Annotated in this window: 10 protein-coding genes and 3 rRNA genes; 12 read left to right on the forward strand and 1 reads right to left on the reverse strand. The window is 33.6% G+C overall.

Going from position 1 to position 17,417, the window contains the following annotated elements:
- The first annotated feature begins 31 nt into the window (after positions 1-31).
- From CXP39_RS01340 to CXP39_RS01350, 3 genes are all read left to right on the forward strand, one after another.
- Positions 32-796, forward strand: a complete 765-nt coding sequence (locus CXP39_RS01340) for a TrmH family RNA methyltransferase (RefSeq protein WP_027048637.1) — start codon at positions 32-34, stop codon at positions 794-796.
- Positions 797-805: 9 nt separating this feature from the next.
- On the forward strand, positions 806-1,330 hold the full coding sequence (locus CXP39_RS01345) for a hypothetical protein (protein ID WP_027048638.1): 525 nt from the start codon (positions 806-808) through the stop codon (positions 1,328-1,330).
- Between the two features lie 760 nt (positions 1,331-2,090).
- The gene (locus tag CXP39_RS01350; RefSeq protein WP_101305121.1) at positions 2,091-3,008 is read left to right on the forward strand and encodes a lipoprotein; all 918 of its coding nucleotides are present in this window, start codon (positions 2,091-2,093) and stop codon (positions 3,006-3,008) included.
- Between the two features lie 344 nt (positions 3,009-3,352).
- On the opposite strand, the gene CXP39_RS01355 is transcribed toward CXP39_RS01350, so the two are convergent.
- Positions 3,353-4,189 carry an SDR family oxidoreductase gene (locus tag CXP39_RS01355; RefSeq protein ID WP_036256623.1) on the reverse strand — a complete coding sequence of 279 codons (837 nt, stop codon included), beginning with the start codon at positions 4,187-4,189 and terminating at the stop codon, positions 3,353-3,355.
- A gap of 441 nt (positions 4,190-4,630) precedes the next feature.
- Here CXP39_RS01355 and CXP39_RS01360 point away from each other — a divergent pair, with 441 nt between their 5' ends.
- From CXP39_RS01360 to CXP39_RS01400, 9 genes are all read left to right on the forward strand, one after another.
- The gene (locus CXP39_RS01360) at positions 4,631-5,053 is read left to right on the forward strand and encodes a MerR family transcriptional regulator (protein ID WP_051591905.1); all 423 of its coding nucleotides are present in this window, start codon (positions 4,631-4,633) and stop codon (positions 5,051-5,053) included.
- 176 nt (positions 5,054-5,229) lie between these two features.
- Positions 5,230-6,339: a hypothetical protein gene (locus CXP39_RS01365; protein ID WP_027048616.1), complete on the forward strand. Its 1,110-nt coding sequence runs from the start codon at positions 5,230-5,232 to the stop codon at positions 6,337-6,339.
- Between the two features lie 243 nt (positions 6,340-6,582).
- Positions 6,583-7,998 carry an NADP-dependent glyceraldehyde-3-phosphate dehydrogenase gene (locus CXP39_RS01370; RefSeq protein ID WP_027048617.1) on the forward strand — a complete coding sequence of 472 codons (1,416 nt, stop codon included), beginning with the start codon at positions 6,583-6,585 and terminating at the stop codon, positions 7,996-7,998.
- Between the two features lie 151 nt (positions 7,999-8,149).
- Positions 8,150-10,504: a lipoprotein gene (locus CXP39_RS01375; protein ID WP_101305122.1), complete on the forward strand. Its 2,355-nt coding sequence runs from the start codon at positions 8,150-8,152 to the stop codon at positions 10,502-10,504.
- A 120-nt stretch (positions 10,505-10,624) separates the two neighbouring features.
- A complete protein-coding gene (locus CXP39_RS01380; RefSeq protein WP_036256628.1) occupies positions 10,625-11,206 on the forward strand; it encodes a lipoprotein in 582 nt (193 codons plus the stop codon).
- A gap of 431 nt (positions 11,207-11,637) precedes the next feature.
- Positions 11,638-13,164 (forward strand): 16S ribosomal RNA (locus CXP39_RS01385).
- Between the two features lie 222 nt (positions 13,165-13,386).
- Positions 13,387-16,297, forward strand: a 23S ribosomal RNA gene (locus CXP39_RS01390).
- An 88-nt stretch (positions 16,298-16,385) separates the two neighbouring features.
- A 5S ribosomal RNA gene (rrf, locus tag CXP39_RS01395) occupies positions 16,386-16,494 on the forward strand.
- Together the 16S, 23S and 5S rRNA genes form the textbook arrangement of a ribosomal RNA operon.
- 451 nt (positions 16,495-16,945) lie before the next feature.
- Positions 16,946-17,173 carry a hypothetical protein gene (locus CXP39_RS01400; protein WP_027048188.1) on the forward strand — a complete coding sequence of 76 codons (228 nt, stop codon included), beginning with the start codon at positions 16,946-16,948 and terminating at the stop codon, positions 17,171-17,173.
- Positions 17,174-17,417 lie beyond the last annotated feature (244 nt).

Below are 17,417 nucleotides of genomic sequence, written 5' to 3' on the forward strand. Positions count from 1 at the left end.
AAATTAAGAAAATACTAGAAAGAAAAAACGTATGGAAAAAATTACATCAGTAGCAAATTCTAAAATTAAAGAGATTTTAAAACTGAAAGACACTAAATATCGTAATCAAAGTCAGCGTTTTATTGTTGAGGGGTTTCATTTAGTTATGGAGGCCCTAAATAAAGGAACAGTTCTTACAATTTTGGGAACTGGACATGGGATTGAAAGCTTAACTAGTAATATTAAAAATGCTGATCAAATTATTGAAATTTCTGATAGCATTGCTCATAAGTTAAGTGATACTGTTAAAACACAAGCAGTTTTCGCTGTTTGTGAAATGCCAAAACCATCGATTGATTTTCAAAATAATATTCTTCTGCTTGATAAAGTACAAGATCCTGGAAATATTGGAACCCTAATTCGTAGTGGGGCTAGCTTTAATTTCAAAACTATTATCACTGCACCTAATTCGGTTAGCTTTTATAATGATAAAGTGCTACGATCAACACAGGGAACATTTTTTGATGTAAATTTGATTAATGATGATTTAATTTCTGTAATTAAACTTTTAAAGACAAACGGGTATACAATTATTGGGACCGAACTTCATAGTAGTTACAAAAAACTGGCAGATTTGGAATGTCAAAAGTATTCTAAAGTTGCTCTATTAATCGGAAATGAAGCACAAGGAATTAGTCAAACACTACTTGACTATATTGATTTAAATGTAGTGATTGAAATGAGAGCCGGAATTGAATCTTTAAATGCTGGGGTTGCTGGGTCTATTATTATGTATCAGCTTTACAATAAAAAATAGGAGAAATTTATGAATACATTTACATTGGTTTTTTTACTAATTATGATAGCATGCATACTTGCGTCACTTGTAACTTTTTTAATATCTCTTTATTTGCGTTTTGTCAAAATTACTGAAACAAGCTTTTCAAAGCAGGTAATTAAACGTAAAAAACATGCTGAACGTCGAATTGGTTGCGAAATTGCTTCAACTATTTTGTTAATTGCAGCAATGTTCATTTTTCTTCCAATTTTTATTTTATTTTTGGATAATGTCAGCTTGGAAAGTTTTATTGGAATCGTGATTACTTGCTTAACATTTGCAATTACTTCAATTATTGCTGTTTTTTTATACTTCACTAAGCTAATTAATCGTGATGAAAAAAAGTATACTTTTGAAGCTTGAAAAAAGCTTGAAATTGATAATCAGTGATATAAAAATTTTTGTGATAATTCCGATGATGAAATTAAAGTAAAGTATTTTAGCAAAAAGATCAAAATGAACAACCGTCGAATACAAGAAATTATTGATTACTTTGAAGAATTTAATAAATAAAAAAATATTTTTAAAAAAATTGAACGCTAGTTTTTTATTTAAAGTCCGAGCTTACAAATTTTGAAGTGTGATTTTTGTCAATATTAAAGCTCGGCGTTTGCAAATATTAATATCATTTTGGAAAAAAACTTGATGCTTCTTAAAAGCATTAAAGTTAACTGAAAAATATGGCATTATTAGAACTATCAAAATTAATATAAATTCCATATTCAAGATACAAAACAACATGTTTATTTGTTTTACCTATAATCAATTAAATATACTTTGCATTAAAATATTTATATTACATATTTATTGTCACGATTTCTTTAAAAAAGAAGCATTCTCATTGAAACAATACAAGCTGCTCTAAAGCCATTTTGCAAATCAATATGAAAAAACATACTGCAAATATGAATAAACTTTAGAAAATAAGTTACCTTTTTTGTGCATTTGCTATGAAAGTTTTTCAATGCATAAATTGTTTCTAACAACTTATAAGTTTTGTGAAAAAATATTTTTTAATGCTTGATAAAAGTTGGAAGTTACAATATAGTTAAGACAATGAACCGCTTTCAATTAAATTTGCGTGCCATATTTAATAGATGAAAGTGATGTTTTTTTGCATAGTAGCAATCTTTTAGAAATTACTTTTGGCTTTAAAAAAACCTTGAACCCTTTTCCGGTTCAAGGTTTTTTTTTTTTTTTTAAACTTTTGTTATTACTTTTGTTATATTTTTATTTTGTGCTTATAAAACAATAAGTAGAAAGGCAAAATAATATGAAAAAATTATTAGTAATATTAGGTGCAATGAGTTTAGCTACAACAGTAAGTATTTCTGCAGTAGCTTGTACTCCTAAAGTAAAAGAAGAGAAAAGAATTATTAGCAAAGATGGTGAGTCAGCGTATGAAATAGCTGTAAAAAAAGGATTTGAAGGAACTGAGGACCAATGACTAGAATCATTAGTTGGTAGAGAAGGCAAAAGTGTATATGATATTGCCAAAGAAAATGGTTTTAAAGGAACACCATCAGATTGATTAAAAACTTTAATTGGTGAAAAAGGTGACAAGGGTGAAAAAGGTGACAAGGGTGATCAAGGAGTAGCTGGAAAAGATGGAACTAATGGTAAAGATGGAGCCAAAGGTGACAAAGGTGAAAAAGGTGACAAAGGTGACAAAGGAGTAGCTGGAAAAGATGGAACTAATGGTAAAGATGGTAAAGACGGAGCCAAAGGTGAAAAAGGTGACAAAGGCGAAAAAGGTGACAAGGGTGACAAAGGAGTTGCTGGAAAAGATGCAAATCTTGAGGATGTTAAAAAACTTTTTGATGAGTTAATAAAAAAACAAGAAGAGGAAGTAAAGTTACTAAAAGAAAAACTTGCAAATTTAGAAAAAGAAAATTCGAAGATTAATAATGAACTTTTAGAGCAACGTAAAGCAAAGTTTAATGCGGCATCAAAAATTTTTAAAGAAAAATTTAATGGCTTAAAATTCCATAGTAAAAAAGATTTTAACGAATTTAGAGACATTATTGATAAACTAATAGAAGAATTTAAAGAAAAATTTATGGGCCTAAACTTTCAAATAAGAGAAGAAAATACAGAATTACCTGGAGAACAAAAACGAATTAGACTTATCTTATGAAAAGATGGGGTATGAGATCAATCGGATTCTATTATTTTAAATTTCGAGCACTAAACACTTTTTAGCAAACTGCATTATAAAAAATAAATGCAAAAAATATGACTAAAAAGTACTTTTTGAAAAATCGAGTAATGACTTTTTTATAAAAAAACATAGCAAGTTTCCAGACAAGAGACAAGCATTAATAGAAACTATTATAGAAAAATTTCTTTAGAGAATTGAGTTGTCATAAATTTTTCATTCGGAAAGCAAAAAATAACCAAAATCATGCTCAGTTTAATATCAAAGCAAAAGATGGTATATAACACTTAAAATATTGAAATGTGATGGTGAGTAGTTAAAATTTCAATAAAAAAAGGAAAAATGTCGCAAGGAGCGACATTTTTCAATATTAATAATTATTTAACATGTAAATCAGTTGCAGGAATTTTTAATTTATCCATATCATTTCGGATACTATTAATTTTTTCTTCGGCATGTTGATAGGCATCACGCCCAGCAAATATGTGAACGGGCAATTGTTCATTTAATTTTGTAATCTTAATAATAAAATCGCAGTATTTGTCTGGATCACCATCTTGATTTTTATCTCACGTTTTCAAGCTATCAAATCATTGATTGCGTTCTCTTTTGTAATCTTCAATCAATTCTGATCCGAATACAAGAGAAGTCGAACTCAAGAAGTTAGTTCTAAAACCGCCTGGCTTAATTGATGAAACAGTAATTCCTAAGGGCTTCAATTCATGAGCTAATGATTCAGTTCATCCATCAGTTGCAAACTTAACAGCCGCATAGGTACTGTTATATGGAACTCCGACATATCCCCAAACTGAACTTGTTGTAAAAATATGTCCTGACTTTTGTGATCGCATTACTGGTAAGACTGCACGAGTAACGTTCATTGTTCCAAATAAATTAACCTCAAAACATTCACGAATTTCAGCATCACTTGATTCTTCAAATGTTCAAAGTTGCCCATAACCAGCATTGTTTAGTAAGATGTCAATTCCTTCAAATTTTTCAACAGCTTTTTCAACAGCATTGTCAATTTCTTTTTGATTTGAAAGATCAACTTTTAAAACCAATAAGTTAGCGTGGTTACCCAATTGACTTATTAGTTTTTCTGGATTACGAGTAGTTGCAGCTACTTGGTATCCTTGTTCTAGTAAGCGTTTGGTAATTCCTAAGCCAAAACCTTGACTAGCTCCTGTAATAAACCATGTTTTATTTTTCATAATTGTACCTCCTTTTAGTACTAAAACTATAATAAAACATTGTAGTTACTATAATGCAAGTGATATTTTCAAAATAATTTAAATAGGCAAGCAAGATACTTGCAAGGCAATAAAACCAAAAATATATTATCACTAAATACTTCAATTGAATTTTACTTTAGAGTGAAAAAAGTAGTAATTATGAGTGTGTTATCAAAAGACACATCAGTTTTACTAATTTGCAAATTTACTGCCTCAGTATTTTCCTAGAAGCACGATTCTTTATACTCAACTGAAATAATTCTATACAGTAGTTATAATAGACTTTACTTAGATCTTATTATAAAATGTATAGCAAATTGACTAGTTATTTTACAAATGATGTTAAATGATTTTTTTAAAAAAAAGGCTTTTTAAAAAAACAAATAATTTGTTTGATATAGTAATGAAGTTGGAGGTTATATGGATAAAGTAGGAATTAAAGAGCTATCAAAACTTTTTAATGTATCTGAACAAACAGTTAGATTTTATGATTCTAAGGGTCTGTTTCCGTTTTTTTATCGCGAATCTAATAATTATCGATTTACATATGAAAAAGATTTGCAATGATTTAGAATGGTTTTTTTGCTAAGAAAATCAGGAATGGAAATTAAAAATATTCAGCGTTACATTAATTTATGTATGGAAGGTGATCAAACTTTGATTGAGAGATTAGAGATTATTCAGAGTCAAAAAATTAGTCTTCAATCTAAAATTGATGATCTTCAAGATGAAATGCGAGTTTTAACTAGCAAAGAGCAACATTATCAAATGGTGATTGAAACTGGAACAGTAGATGATTGAAATCCCGTTAATTTTAAGGAGCTTCTTCAAAAAACTAACTAGCAACAAAAAATACATGCAATGCATACAATTTTATAAAAACGAAATTTTAAAAATGTTGGAGTCATAGTATTTTTTAAGTAATATAAGACGTATTAAGGTTTTTTAAGATTATTTGAATTATACTAAAGTTGCCTACAAGTTAAAAAACTTGTTTGTGCACGAAGGGTAATTTATATATGATTAAATTATTAGTTCTTATTAGCGGAACTGGAGTTATTGCAGCGCCGATAGCACCAATGGTAAGCTTAAATACAATTCAAAAATTAGATAGTACATCAGCAAGTGATACAAGTTTTTCGTTAAACCCACAAGTTCAACTTTTTACTAGAGAAACAATTGCAAAATCTAGCCGTTTTGTTGGAAGCGGAGTTGAGACTTCAACTTCTGTTAAAGATGAACCAACTAGTATTAATCTAAACTGACTCATAGGAAATAAAAGTGTGACTGTAGGAACATATGATGCAATTATTATTATGGATCAAGAAACAATTTCTCAATCTGCTCAAAGTGTTTTATTAACTAGAGTTGATATTGAAAATAACTCTGAAGTAAAGTGAGTCGGATCAATTAAAAATAAAAATGAAGATGGAAAATTAATTTCAGCATTTGACTTAAATTTGAAATTTTACTTTGCTGAAAATGGCAGAGCAATGTTAAGAACTGAGTTAACACACACTGCAGTTGATGCAAAAGATAATTACAATGCATCGACAAAAGAACATGGTATTAATCTTTTCTTTAAAGGAAAAGCAATTAATTTTTTTAAAGAGCAAAATAATAATTCAGTAGATCAAAGCTTTGGAGAGACTATTATTAGAGAGTGAAATATTGATGCTTCAAATAGTCTCGTAGTAGTTGATAAAAGTTTAAAAAGCTCATCAAGAGTTTCAGGACTAAGTGGCACATTGCTAAGTATTCCTAAAAATATTGAAAAAGTTACCCGAGTATCATATGAAGGAAATTTAAAAAGTGCTGTGGTTGCTAATCCAGTCAACTGAAGCATAATTTATAGTTCGTTTAATTTATTTAAAAATGAGACTGCTTCAACTGCTACGCACATGGTTTTTGATAGTGAATTCCGAAGTGCATATAATACACCTGAGTCAGGAGAAGTGTCATCTCTTTTAAAAATGCAACTAATAATTGATTTGGATTATAGTAAAAATTACACAAAATTTACGCCTTTGGCAATTATTGAACTAGATAATAGTAAAACTAATCCTGCAAGTAACTCATGATTAGAGACTACTTATGTTTTTGATAAAGTTAAACTTTGAGTTAATTAAAAATTATTTTTATTTTCTAGTAACAGTCGCTTAATTAAATTTAAGCGACTTTTTTAATTGCCTTCAAGTAACTATAATGTTTTATGATTTTATTGTGTAGTCAAAATTAAGTTTTTGCTATACTTTCATCGCTTTAACTAACTACCAAAATTTCTTATAAAAAAAATAATAAAGGCAGTTGTTAATTTATAATTATAATAAGGATTCATTTCGTATGGGTCTTTTAGGAATAGAGGAATCACTATGTACAAATTCAAGGCAATGATCAACAATAAATTTATTGACACGGCAGCACAATTAGAAATTATTAATCCCGATGGTTTAGAAATTTGTGGTAGCGTTAGCGCATTATCAAAAGAGCAAATTAACCATGCTTTTTTGGCAGCTCGTCAAGCTCAAAAAAAATGAGAAAAAATTAGCTTAGACAAGCGAATTGAATATTTAAATGGCTGAAAAGAATTATTAGTAGCAAACAAAAATGAATTGGCGACAATTATTATGAGTGAGGTTGGGAAAGGCTATAAGGATGCTTTAGTTGAAGTTGAAAGAACAGTTGAATATATGACTGAGACTTTTGCCCAAGCAACAAAGTTAGAACCTTTAAAATTAGATGGTTCCAAATATGGCGCTCCCAATAAACAGGCAACCTTTTCTCGAGTAGCTAAGGGTGTTGGAGTTGCAATTTCGCCATTTAACTACCCCATTAACTTGGCAATTTCAAAAATTGCTCCTGCTTTAGTTATGGGAAATACATTAGTATTTAAACCAGCAACTCAAGGAAGTCTAATTGGGGCTCGTCTTGGTGAACTAGCTGTTGAAGCTGGCATTCCCGAAGGAATTTTTAATGTCGTGACTGGTCGTGGACGTGATATTGGCGATGTTATTGTCACAAATTCTGAAATTGATTTTATTTCATTTACCGGAAGTGTTGGTATTGGAAAACATCTATTAGAAATTGCTTCAAGTAAAGATATTGTTTTAGAACTAGGTGGAAAAGATCCAGCAATCGTTATTGATGCAGATAATTTGGAAAAATATGCTAATGAGATTGTCAGCGGAGCATTTAGCTATTCTGGACAACGTTGTACAGCGATTAAACGAGTACTAACAACTAATGAAATTGCTGACAAGTTAGTGCCATTATTGGTTTCAAAAATTAATACATTGTCTGTCGGAAAACCAATAGATAATGCTGATATCACACCATTAATTGACTTGAAATCGGCGGACTTTGTTTGAGATTTAATTAATGATGCCAAAGCAAAAGGTGCAACCGCATTAACTGGAGATTCACGAATTGCCAACTTAATTACGCCAACTTTAGTTGATAATGTTACTACTGAAATGCGTTTAGCTTGAGAAGAACCTTTTGGTCCAGTTTTACCAATTTTGCGTTTAAATAGTATAGAAGAAATGATTAAAGTTGCTAATGCTTCAAACTTTGGTTTGCAAGCAAGTATTTATGGAACAAATCTTGAACAAGCACTTGAGATTGCTTATCAAATTGAAGCAGGAACTGTTAATATAAATGGAAAATCTCAACGTGGACCAGATCAATTCCCATTTTTGGGAATCAAAGATTCTGGATTTGGAACTCAAGGAATTGGTGAAACCATTTTGTCAGTTACTCGTTATAAAGGAATTGTTATTAACCATTAATTGACAAAAATGTATTTTTTAAAAAAGAATTGATAACCAATAGGTGGTTGCCAATTCTTTTTTTTTTTTTTTTGCATACTAAAAAAAGTTTTTTTAACATATAAGAGAGTTTTAACAAAATGCTCTGAAAGTGAAAGGAAAATATTATTTTATGAAGAAATTAATGACGATGTTAGCAACAATATCACTTGTTGCTACAACAACTACAACTGTAATAAGTTGTAGAACTAAAAGTGATGATGCTATTATTGATTTAAAAAAACAATTAGAAGATCTTAAAAAGCAAAAAGAAGACTTAATTGAGGACCACGATAAAGAACTTAAAGAAAGACAAAAAGACTTAAACAAGTTAAACCAAAAAATTACCTTAAGGGATAAAGAAATTAGTGAATTGAATACTCTAATATTTAATAAGGAAAAACAAATTGTTGATTTTAAAAGAAAAGTTAATGAAATGACAGAAGCAATAGAAGATAAAGAAAAAACATTAAATGAAAAACAGCAAGAATATGAAAATTTGTCACAAAAATATCAGAAAAAAAATGAGGAGCTTAAAAATTTAAATCAGGACTTTGAAACAAAAGAAAAAGAGGTTTCTTTTCATAAGCAAAATATTGAAAAACTTCAAAAACAAATTGAATCTCAAAATATAGCAATACAACAAAAACAAAAAAATATAAATATCTTGATTAGGCAAAATAATTTAAATGAAAGTAGAATAGGAAAACTTTCAAATTTGCTAGAGGAGGCCAAATTAAAAAAACATAATCTGGAAACTGAAATTACTAGTCTCAATGGTAAATTATATAAAAATGCTAATGAAATTGCTAATCTAGAAATACGGGTGCAAAATTTAGAAACTGAAAAACAAAAATTAGCAAAACTATTGGCAGATGCTCAACAAAAAATATCAAATTTTGAAAAGGAATCTCAAAACAAAGTTTGATCAGAGATTGATGATTTGATTTTATCACACAATGCATTAATACAATTTAAGCAAAAAGTTTTGGAATTTGAAACGGAATTGAAAAATAAAAATGTAAGCTTGCAAGAAAAAAACGACCAATTGGAAAACAAACGTATTGAAAATGAAAATTTGCAAAACACAATTACACGTTTAGAGCAAGAAAACCTTAAAATTGAAAAGCAATCTATAGAGATTAAAAATGAATTAAAAAAAGTTAATCAAATTGTTGCTGAAAAAATTGCTGAAATTGCTAACCTAAAAAGTGAAAATGAGCAACTCTCAAAATCAAAATCTGAGATCGAATCTGCTTTAAGAGAATCACGAAATCAAAATTCTCAACTATCAAAGCTGAAGTGTCAATTAGATGAGCAACTAAAACAAATTAACAAAACTTTGCAAGCAAAAAATACAGAAAATGCTATGTTACAAAAAGATAAACAAGCTTTGGAAAAAGAAATCGAAAATCTGAATATTCAATTAGCAAAGGCAATAAATTCCAAAAGAACAATGCAGCAAGAAATTGACACTTTAAGGCAAGAAAAACAGTCATTTGAAAGTCATTATAATTTATTAAAACAAGAATACGAACAAATATCAAAATCTTTTAGATTTAAACAAGTTTTTAAAAAAGAGTTAGAGCCTGCTTTTTGGTCATTGTTAGATACAGAACAATCTGATTTAAAAATTCGACAAAATGCTGATGATTATAATCAAAAGCAGAATAAATATACCGACAAAAACTTTTATGTAATTAATAATAATTATCATTTGAAAAAACAAGATTATTTTTATAATGGTATTAGAGAGTTTTTATTAGAATTTATGACAAATTATGATATAGAAAGAGATCAAAAATACTGAAAAAAATTGACGAAGACTGAGTCAAACATTAAAAAATATGAAAAATTTAGAACAAGCGATAATGTTTACTTAACCGGTTTGGCTAATCCTGATAATTTAAAACTAGTTCAGAATCAAATGCAACTTTGATTAAATGATTTAAAGACAAATTCCAATTATCATCAAAAATATTTTGGCAGAGCAAAATACTGAATAAATTTACTAAATCCAGTCGTAAAAGTTTATCATTTAACTAAAGAGCATAGTAACGTTCGAAATCTAGTCAGTTACAGACTAAAAGATGGAAGAGAATATACCCATTCAAAATCAACAAGGTTTGAAATTTCTCTTCAACCACAAATAAAATCAACCGATTCACCAGAAGATAAACTAATTAAAAAAATAGTATATGGTAACAAAAAATTTTTTGATCTTGCAAGAATTGATTTTACAAATGACTGATATGAAAATGGGATGTACGCTTTTAATGAAGAAGGCCCAACGAGACTCTCATTTGATCCTAAAGATTATAATCGTGGTTTATATGAAGAAGGATACTATAGCAATGGTTACTCAATAAGAATTAGAAAGTTTGAAAAAAAGCTAGATGAGCAAACTAAAAATGATAGATTATCATTATTGGGACAAAAAAGTCAAAAATATGCTAAATGATTTTTTTCTATTAAGTTTAATGAATAATATATGAAGGTTCTAAAACCGCGAAAAGGTTTAAGAACCTTTTTTTTTTTTTTTTTGTATACTCGTGCATATTTTAAGTGTTCCAACTAAAATTATAGATAAGACATAGGAGGTCTGAACATGAAAAAATTATTAACATTATTGGGAGCAGTTGGATTAACTGCAACTGCAAGTAGCGCTGTTGTGGCATGTGGAAACAAAGATAAAAGTGTTGACACAAAAGAATTTGAAGCAGCAGCAAAAATAGAAGCAAATGCTAAATATGCAACAATTAAAGAAGCAGCAGCAGCTATTGAAAAACTTGCTAAGCCCAAAGGTGTTTCTAAGATTACTGTAACAGGTAATGAGGAAACAAAAAAAATTACTATTAAATTTACAGTTGAAAAAGGCTACAAGGCAATCAATGATATGGTTTTAGACTTTAAAGCAGCTGGAGAAGAAAAAACTCCAGTTATTAAAGGAGCTGAAGCAAAATCTGTTGAAGTAGGAAAAGAAGTAACTCTAAATATTACAATTGATAATGCTATTGAAGGAGAAAAATTAACAGTTAAATCTTCAGATGCAACAATTGCTACTGTTGCTGTTAATGATACAAATGTTGTGACAGTTAAAGGACTTAAAGCTGGAAAAGCAACAATTACGCTTTCTTATAAAGGAGCTGCAGATGTTACTTTCGAAGCGACAGTTACTACTGCAGAATAGTAAGAACGATTTAAATTCATTATTTTATAAAAACGAGAAGTACTCTCGTTTTTTTATACGAACAATAAGCTCTTTAAAAATATCAATTTTTGATTTGCAAATTGATAATGGATAATAAAAATCATTTGATACTTAATTGATATGAAGAACATACAATCATTCCTTTTATATAAATAAAATATTCTACTTTTGCCAAATTTTGAAAATCATATTTTGTTAGTCAAAAAAATTTTTGATATTTTTTAAAAAAACTATTCCATTTCCATTTTTGCTATGCTAATATCTAAAAGTCGCCAATTGGCAACACAATGATCTTTGAAAACTAAATAGAACAACAATTGTACAAATCTTGATCAATATCAATTTAATTTGAGTAGACAATATTATATATACAATAAAAAAAGAAACAGTCAGAATCAATTCACATTTTTTCAAATGAGAGTTTGATCCTGGCTCAGGATAAACGCTGGCGGCATGCCTAATACATGCAAGTCGAACGGGGGTGCTTGCACCCCAGTGGCGAACGGGTGAGTAACACGTATCTAATCTACCTTATAGCGGGGGATAGCCTTTGGAAACGAAGGGTAATACCGCATGAGAATTTCATTATCGCATGAGAAGAAATTGAAAGCACCGTTTGGTGCACTATAAGATGAGGATGCGGCGTATTAGCTAGTAGGCGGGGTAAAGGCCCACCTAGGCAATGATACGTAGCCGAACTGAGAGGTTGATCGGCCACATTGGGACTGAGATACGGCCCAGACTCCTACGGGAGGCAGCAGTAGGGAATTTTTCACAATGGACGAAAGTCTGATGAAGCAATGCCGCGTGAGTGATGACGGTCTTCGGATTGTAAAGCTCTGTTGTAAGGGAAGAACACTTAGGAGAGGAAATGCTCTTAAGCTGACGGTACCTTACCAGAAAGCCACGGCTAACTATGTGCCAGCAGCCGCGGTAATACATAGGTGGCAAGCGTTATCCGGATTTATTGGGCGTATAGGGTGCGTAGGCGGATTTGCAAGTTTGAGGTTAAAGCCCGGGGCTCAACCCCGGTTCGCCTTGAAAACTGCAGTTCTAGAATACAAGAGAGGTAAGCGGAATTCCATGTGTAGCGGTGAAATGCGTAGATATATGGAAGAACACCTGTGGCGAAAGCGGCTTACTGGCTTGTTATTGACGCTGAGGCACGAAAGCGTGGGGAGCAAATAGGATTAGATACCCTAGTAGTCCACGCCGTAAACGTTGAGTACTAAGTGTCGGGGGTTATACCTCGGTGCTGCAGCTAACGCATTAAGTACTCCGCCTGAGTAGTATGCTCGCAAGAGTGAAACTCAAAGGAATTGACGGGGACCCGCACAAGTGGTGGAGCATGTGGTTTAATTCGAAGCAACACGAAGAACCTTACCAGGGCTTGACATCCAGTGCAAAGCTACAGAGATGTAGTGGAGGCTAACATTGAGACAGGTGGTGCATGGTTGTCGTCAGTTCGTGCCGTGAGGTGTTGGGTTAAGTCCCGCAACGAACGCAACCCTTGTCGTTAGTTACTAACATTTAGTTGAGGACTTTAACGAGACTGCTAGTGTAAGCTAGAGGAAGGTGGGGATGACGTCAAATCATCATGCCCCTTATGTCCTGGGCTACACACGTGCTACAATGGCAGATACAAAGAGTCGCAATCTCGCGAGGGGGAGCTAATCTCAAAAAGTCTGTCTCAGTTCGGATTGAAGTCTGCAACTCGACTTCATGAAGCCGGAATCACTAGTAATCGCGAATCAGCTATGTCGCGGTGAATACGTTCTCGGGTCTTGTACACACCGCCCGTCACACCACGAGAGTTGGTAATACCAGAAGTAGGTAGCTTAACCGTAAGGAGAGCGCTTCCCAAGGTAGGATTAGCGATTGGGGTGAAGTCGTAACAAGGTATCCGTACGGGAACGTGCGGATGGATCACCTCCTTTCTATGGAGTAAATTTTAAAAAGCAGCGTGAAACTGCTTTGACTGTTTCTGTTCTATTTAGTTTTCAGAGGTTATTAATTTAATCTCTGAAAAGAATTGTTCTTTGAAAACTGAATATTAGATGAAAAAACAATTTTCTTAATTGAATTATATTCAATTATCAAATTTGACATCAGTTATAAAAAAACTAAAATTAATGTTATAAATTGCAAATAGATTTTTTCTAAAAAATAGTAAGAGCATATGGTGAATGCCTTGGAAAATGGAGCCGAAGAAGGACGTGACTACCTGCGAAAAGCATCGGGGAGCTGGAAGTGAGCTTAGATCCGGTGATGTCCGAATGGGGAAACCTAGTACGATTAATCTCGTATTGTCCACAACTGAATACATAGGTTGTGAGATGGGAACCTTGGGAACTGAAACATCTTAGTACCAAGAGGAAAAGAAAATAAATAATGATTCTGTTAGTAGCGGCGAGCGAACGCGGAACAGGCCAAACCAGTCTACGGACTGGGGTTGTAGGACCATAGTTAGAGTTACAAAATTAATGTATAGTAGAAGCGATTGGGAAGTCGCAGCACAGAGGGTGATACTCCCGTATACGAAATGCATTGATCTCGAAATGGATATCCTGAGTACGGCGAAACACGTGAAATTTTGTCGGAATCCGCCGAGACCACTCGGCAAGCCTAAATACTACCATTTTACCGATAGTGAACCAGTACCGTGAGGGAAAGGTGAAAAGTACCCCGAGAGGGGAGTGAAATAGTTCCTGAAACCATATGCTTACAAGAAGATAGAGCCCGTTAATGGGTGATATCGTGCTTTTTGTAGAAAGAGCCGGCGAGTTACTATAACGTGCAAGGTTAACCAGAATATGGGGAGCCGTAGTGAAAGCGAGCCTTAATAGGGCGTTGAGTACGTTGTAGTAGACACGAAACCGGGTGATCTAGCCATGAGCAGGTTGAAGTTAGGGTAAAACCTAATGGAGGACCGAACCTACGTTCGTTGAAAAGACCGAGGATGACTTGTGGCTAGCGGTGAAATTCCAATCGAACCCGGAGATAGCTAGTTCTCCCCGATATATCTTTAAGGATAGCGTCGTAATTAAAACATTGGAGGTAGAGCACTGAATCTATGATGGCTGCACCTAGCGGTACTGAATAGAATTAAACTCCGAATGCCAATGTCCAATTGTACGGCAGTCAGAACATGGGTGATAAGGTCCATGCTCGTGAGGGAAACAGCCCAGATCGTCAGCTAAGGTCCCCAAATGTATACTAAGTGTGTAAGGATGTGAAATTGCACAGACAGCTAGGATGTTGGCTCAGAAGCAGCCATCATTTAAAGAGTGCGTAACAGCTCACTAGTCGAGTGATTTTGCGCCGAAAATGTACCGGGGCTTAAGTATACTACCGAAGCTACGGATTGTACGTAAGTACAGTGGTAGGGGAGCGTTCTAAGGGCGATGAAGTTGGACCGTGAGGACCAGTGGAGCGCTTAGAAGTGATTATGCCGGCATGAGTAACGTTTGAGGGTGAGAATCCCTCATGCTATTTGATCAAGGTTTCCTGGGCAAGGTTCGTCCACCCAGGGTTAGTCAGGACCTAAGGCGAGGCCGATAGGCGTAGTCGATGGACAACAGGTTGATATTCCTGTACCGATTAGTTAGTGATGGAGTGACGGAGAAAGATAGTGTATCCCAGGCGTTGGTTGTCCTGGGCTAAGCGCAAAGGTGGTAGAGTTGGCAAATCCGCTCTATATTCAACATTGAAGCGTGATGGGGAGTGAACGGTTCGCCTAGTAACGAAGTACATGACTCTATGCTTCCAAGAAAAGCTTCTAACTTAATAACTAATCGCCTGTACCTAGAACGAACACACGTGATCAAGGAGAAAATCCTAAGGCAAGCGAGATAACTATAGCTAAGGAACTCTGCAAAATGACTCCGTAACTTCGGAAGAAGGAGTGCTCAACTATGTTGAGCCGCAGTGAAGAGGGAGGGGCAACTGTTTAACAAAAACACAGCTCTCTGCTAAGTCGCAAGACGATGTATAGGGGGTGACACCTGCCCAGTGCCGGAAGGTTAAAAGGAGAAGTCAGCGCAAGCGAAGCTTTGAATTGAAGCCCCGGTGAACGGCGGCCGTAACTATAACGGTCCTAAGGTAGCGAAATTCCTTGTCAGGTAAGTTCTGACCCGCACGAAAGGTGTAATGATCCCTTCGCTGTCTCGGCTATAGACTCGGTGAAATTTTAGTACCGGTGAAGATGCCGGTTACCCGCAACTAGACGGAAAGACCCCGTGGAGCTTTACTATAACTTGATATTGAAATTTGGTGTAACGTGTAGAGGATAGCTGGGAGACATTGAAGCAGTACCGCTAGGGACTGTGGAGTCAACCTTGGAATACCAGCCTCGTTACATTGACTTTCTAACTTGGACCCATTATCTGGGTTGAGGACAGTGTCTGGTGGGTAGTTTGACTGGGGCGGTCGCCTCCTAAAATGTAACGGAGGCGCTCAAAGGTATTCTCAGTATGGTTGGAAATCATACAAAGAGCGCAAAGGTAGAAGAATGCTTAACTGCGAGACTTACAAGTCGAACAGATACGAAAGTAGGACTTAGTGATCCGGCGGTCCCGAGTGGAAGGGCCGTCGCTCAACGGATAAAAGTTACCCCGGGGATAACAGGCTGATCTCCCCCAAGAGTTCACATCGACGGGGAGGTTTGGCACCTCGATGTCGGCTCATCGCATCCTGGAGCTGAAGTCGGTTCCAAGGGTTGGGCTGTTCGCCCATTAAAGCGGTACGCGAGCTGGGTTCAGAACGTCGTGAGACAGTTTGGTCCCTATCTGTTGTGGGCGTAGGAAAATTGAAGAGAGCTGACTCTAGTACGAGAGGACCGAGTTGGACACATCCCTGGTGCTCCAGTTGTCATGCCAATGGCACAGCTGGGTAGCTATATGTGGAAAGGATAATCGCTGAAGGCATCTAAGCGAGAAGCCTCCTTTAAGATGAATTTTCCCATTCGTAAGATGTAAGATCCCATGTAGACCACATGGTTGATAGGATGGATGTGTAAGCGCTGCGAGGCGTTAAGCTAACCATTACTAATAGATCGAGAGAATTTTAGAATAAAATCTATTACTCAACGCACATTTATATAAAAACAATAAATTTTTCAATCTAGTATTCAGTTTTCAAAGAACAATCAAAATTAAGATCTGGTGATAATAGCATAGAGGTCACACCTGTTCCCATACCGAACACAGAAGTTAAGCTCTATTACGGCGACAATATTGCATTCGTGAGAAGATAGCGAGTTGCCAGTTCTAAAAAAGAAACCTTTAATTAGGTTTCTTTTTTTGTCTAATAAGTTTGTGAATCTATAAATGACATTATTTAGAAAAATTATTTCATTAAAGTTTACTTTAATAGTTAAAAAGCATGTTAAATTGTAACTCATTTTTTAAAATAAAAGTATCAAAGGAAACTATTGTATTAACAGGAGATGATTTCAAGCATTATAAAATTTTTAAAACATTTACTTTAATAATAAAGGCTATTTTAATATAGTGTAATAAATTAGTACTTGCTCAAAAGTTAAGTTATACCAATATCTTGACAATACAAACCAAAAAAACTAATTTAATGAAATTAATAATCGCGATACTAGGTGTTGGAGCACTTATAGCACTAACTGGTGTTATCAGCTTCAATTCACTAGATAATGAATAGCAATCAAATAGCAGACAGCTAAAAAACGATAGTAACAAAGAAAAAATGCATTTAGAAGATCGCACTCAATATGAAGATATTTGAATTTCTGGTCAGTATCAAAATTTGGTGTTGTTTTATGATGTAGTTGCAACAAATTCAAATGTAAAACATTTTAGTGTAGAAATAAAAATTACCAAATACCAATTGACCAAAAGTACGCTAAGAGTTTCTTCAAAGGGAAATACTATATTAAGAAATGCACATTATCTTCAAGGAAGACAAACTCATTAGCAAATAACATTGAGGTTAATACTACGGTAAGAAGATACTAAAGCAACCCAACATCTAGCTCAATGGGTCACATATTTTTACAGCATATACTTCTGAGTTACATAATGATAGAATTGGACAACGATGAGCTGGATATAATGGAAGCCTTAGATCATCAATAGAATATTATGAAGATAAGTTTTATCTACTAATGGAATTTATGGCTATATCAGTGGATTTGGAAGCCAAGTTGGAAAATATTCTT

This window comes from Mesoplasma syrphidae (assembly GCF_002843565.1).
GTDB lineage: Bacteria > Bacillota_I > Bacilli_A > Mycoplasmatales > Mycoplasmataceae > Tullyiplasma > Tullyiplasma syrphidae.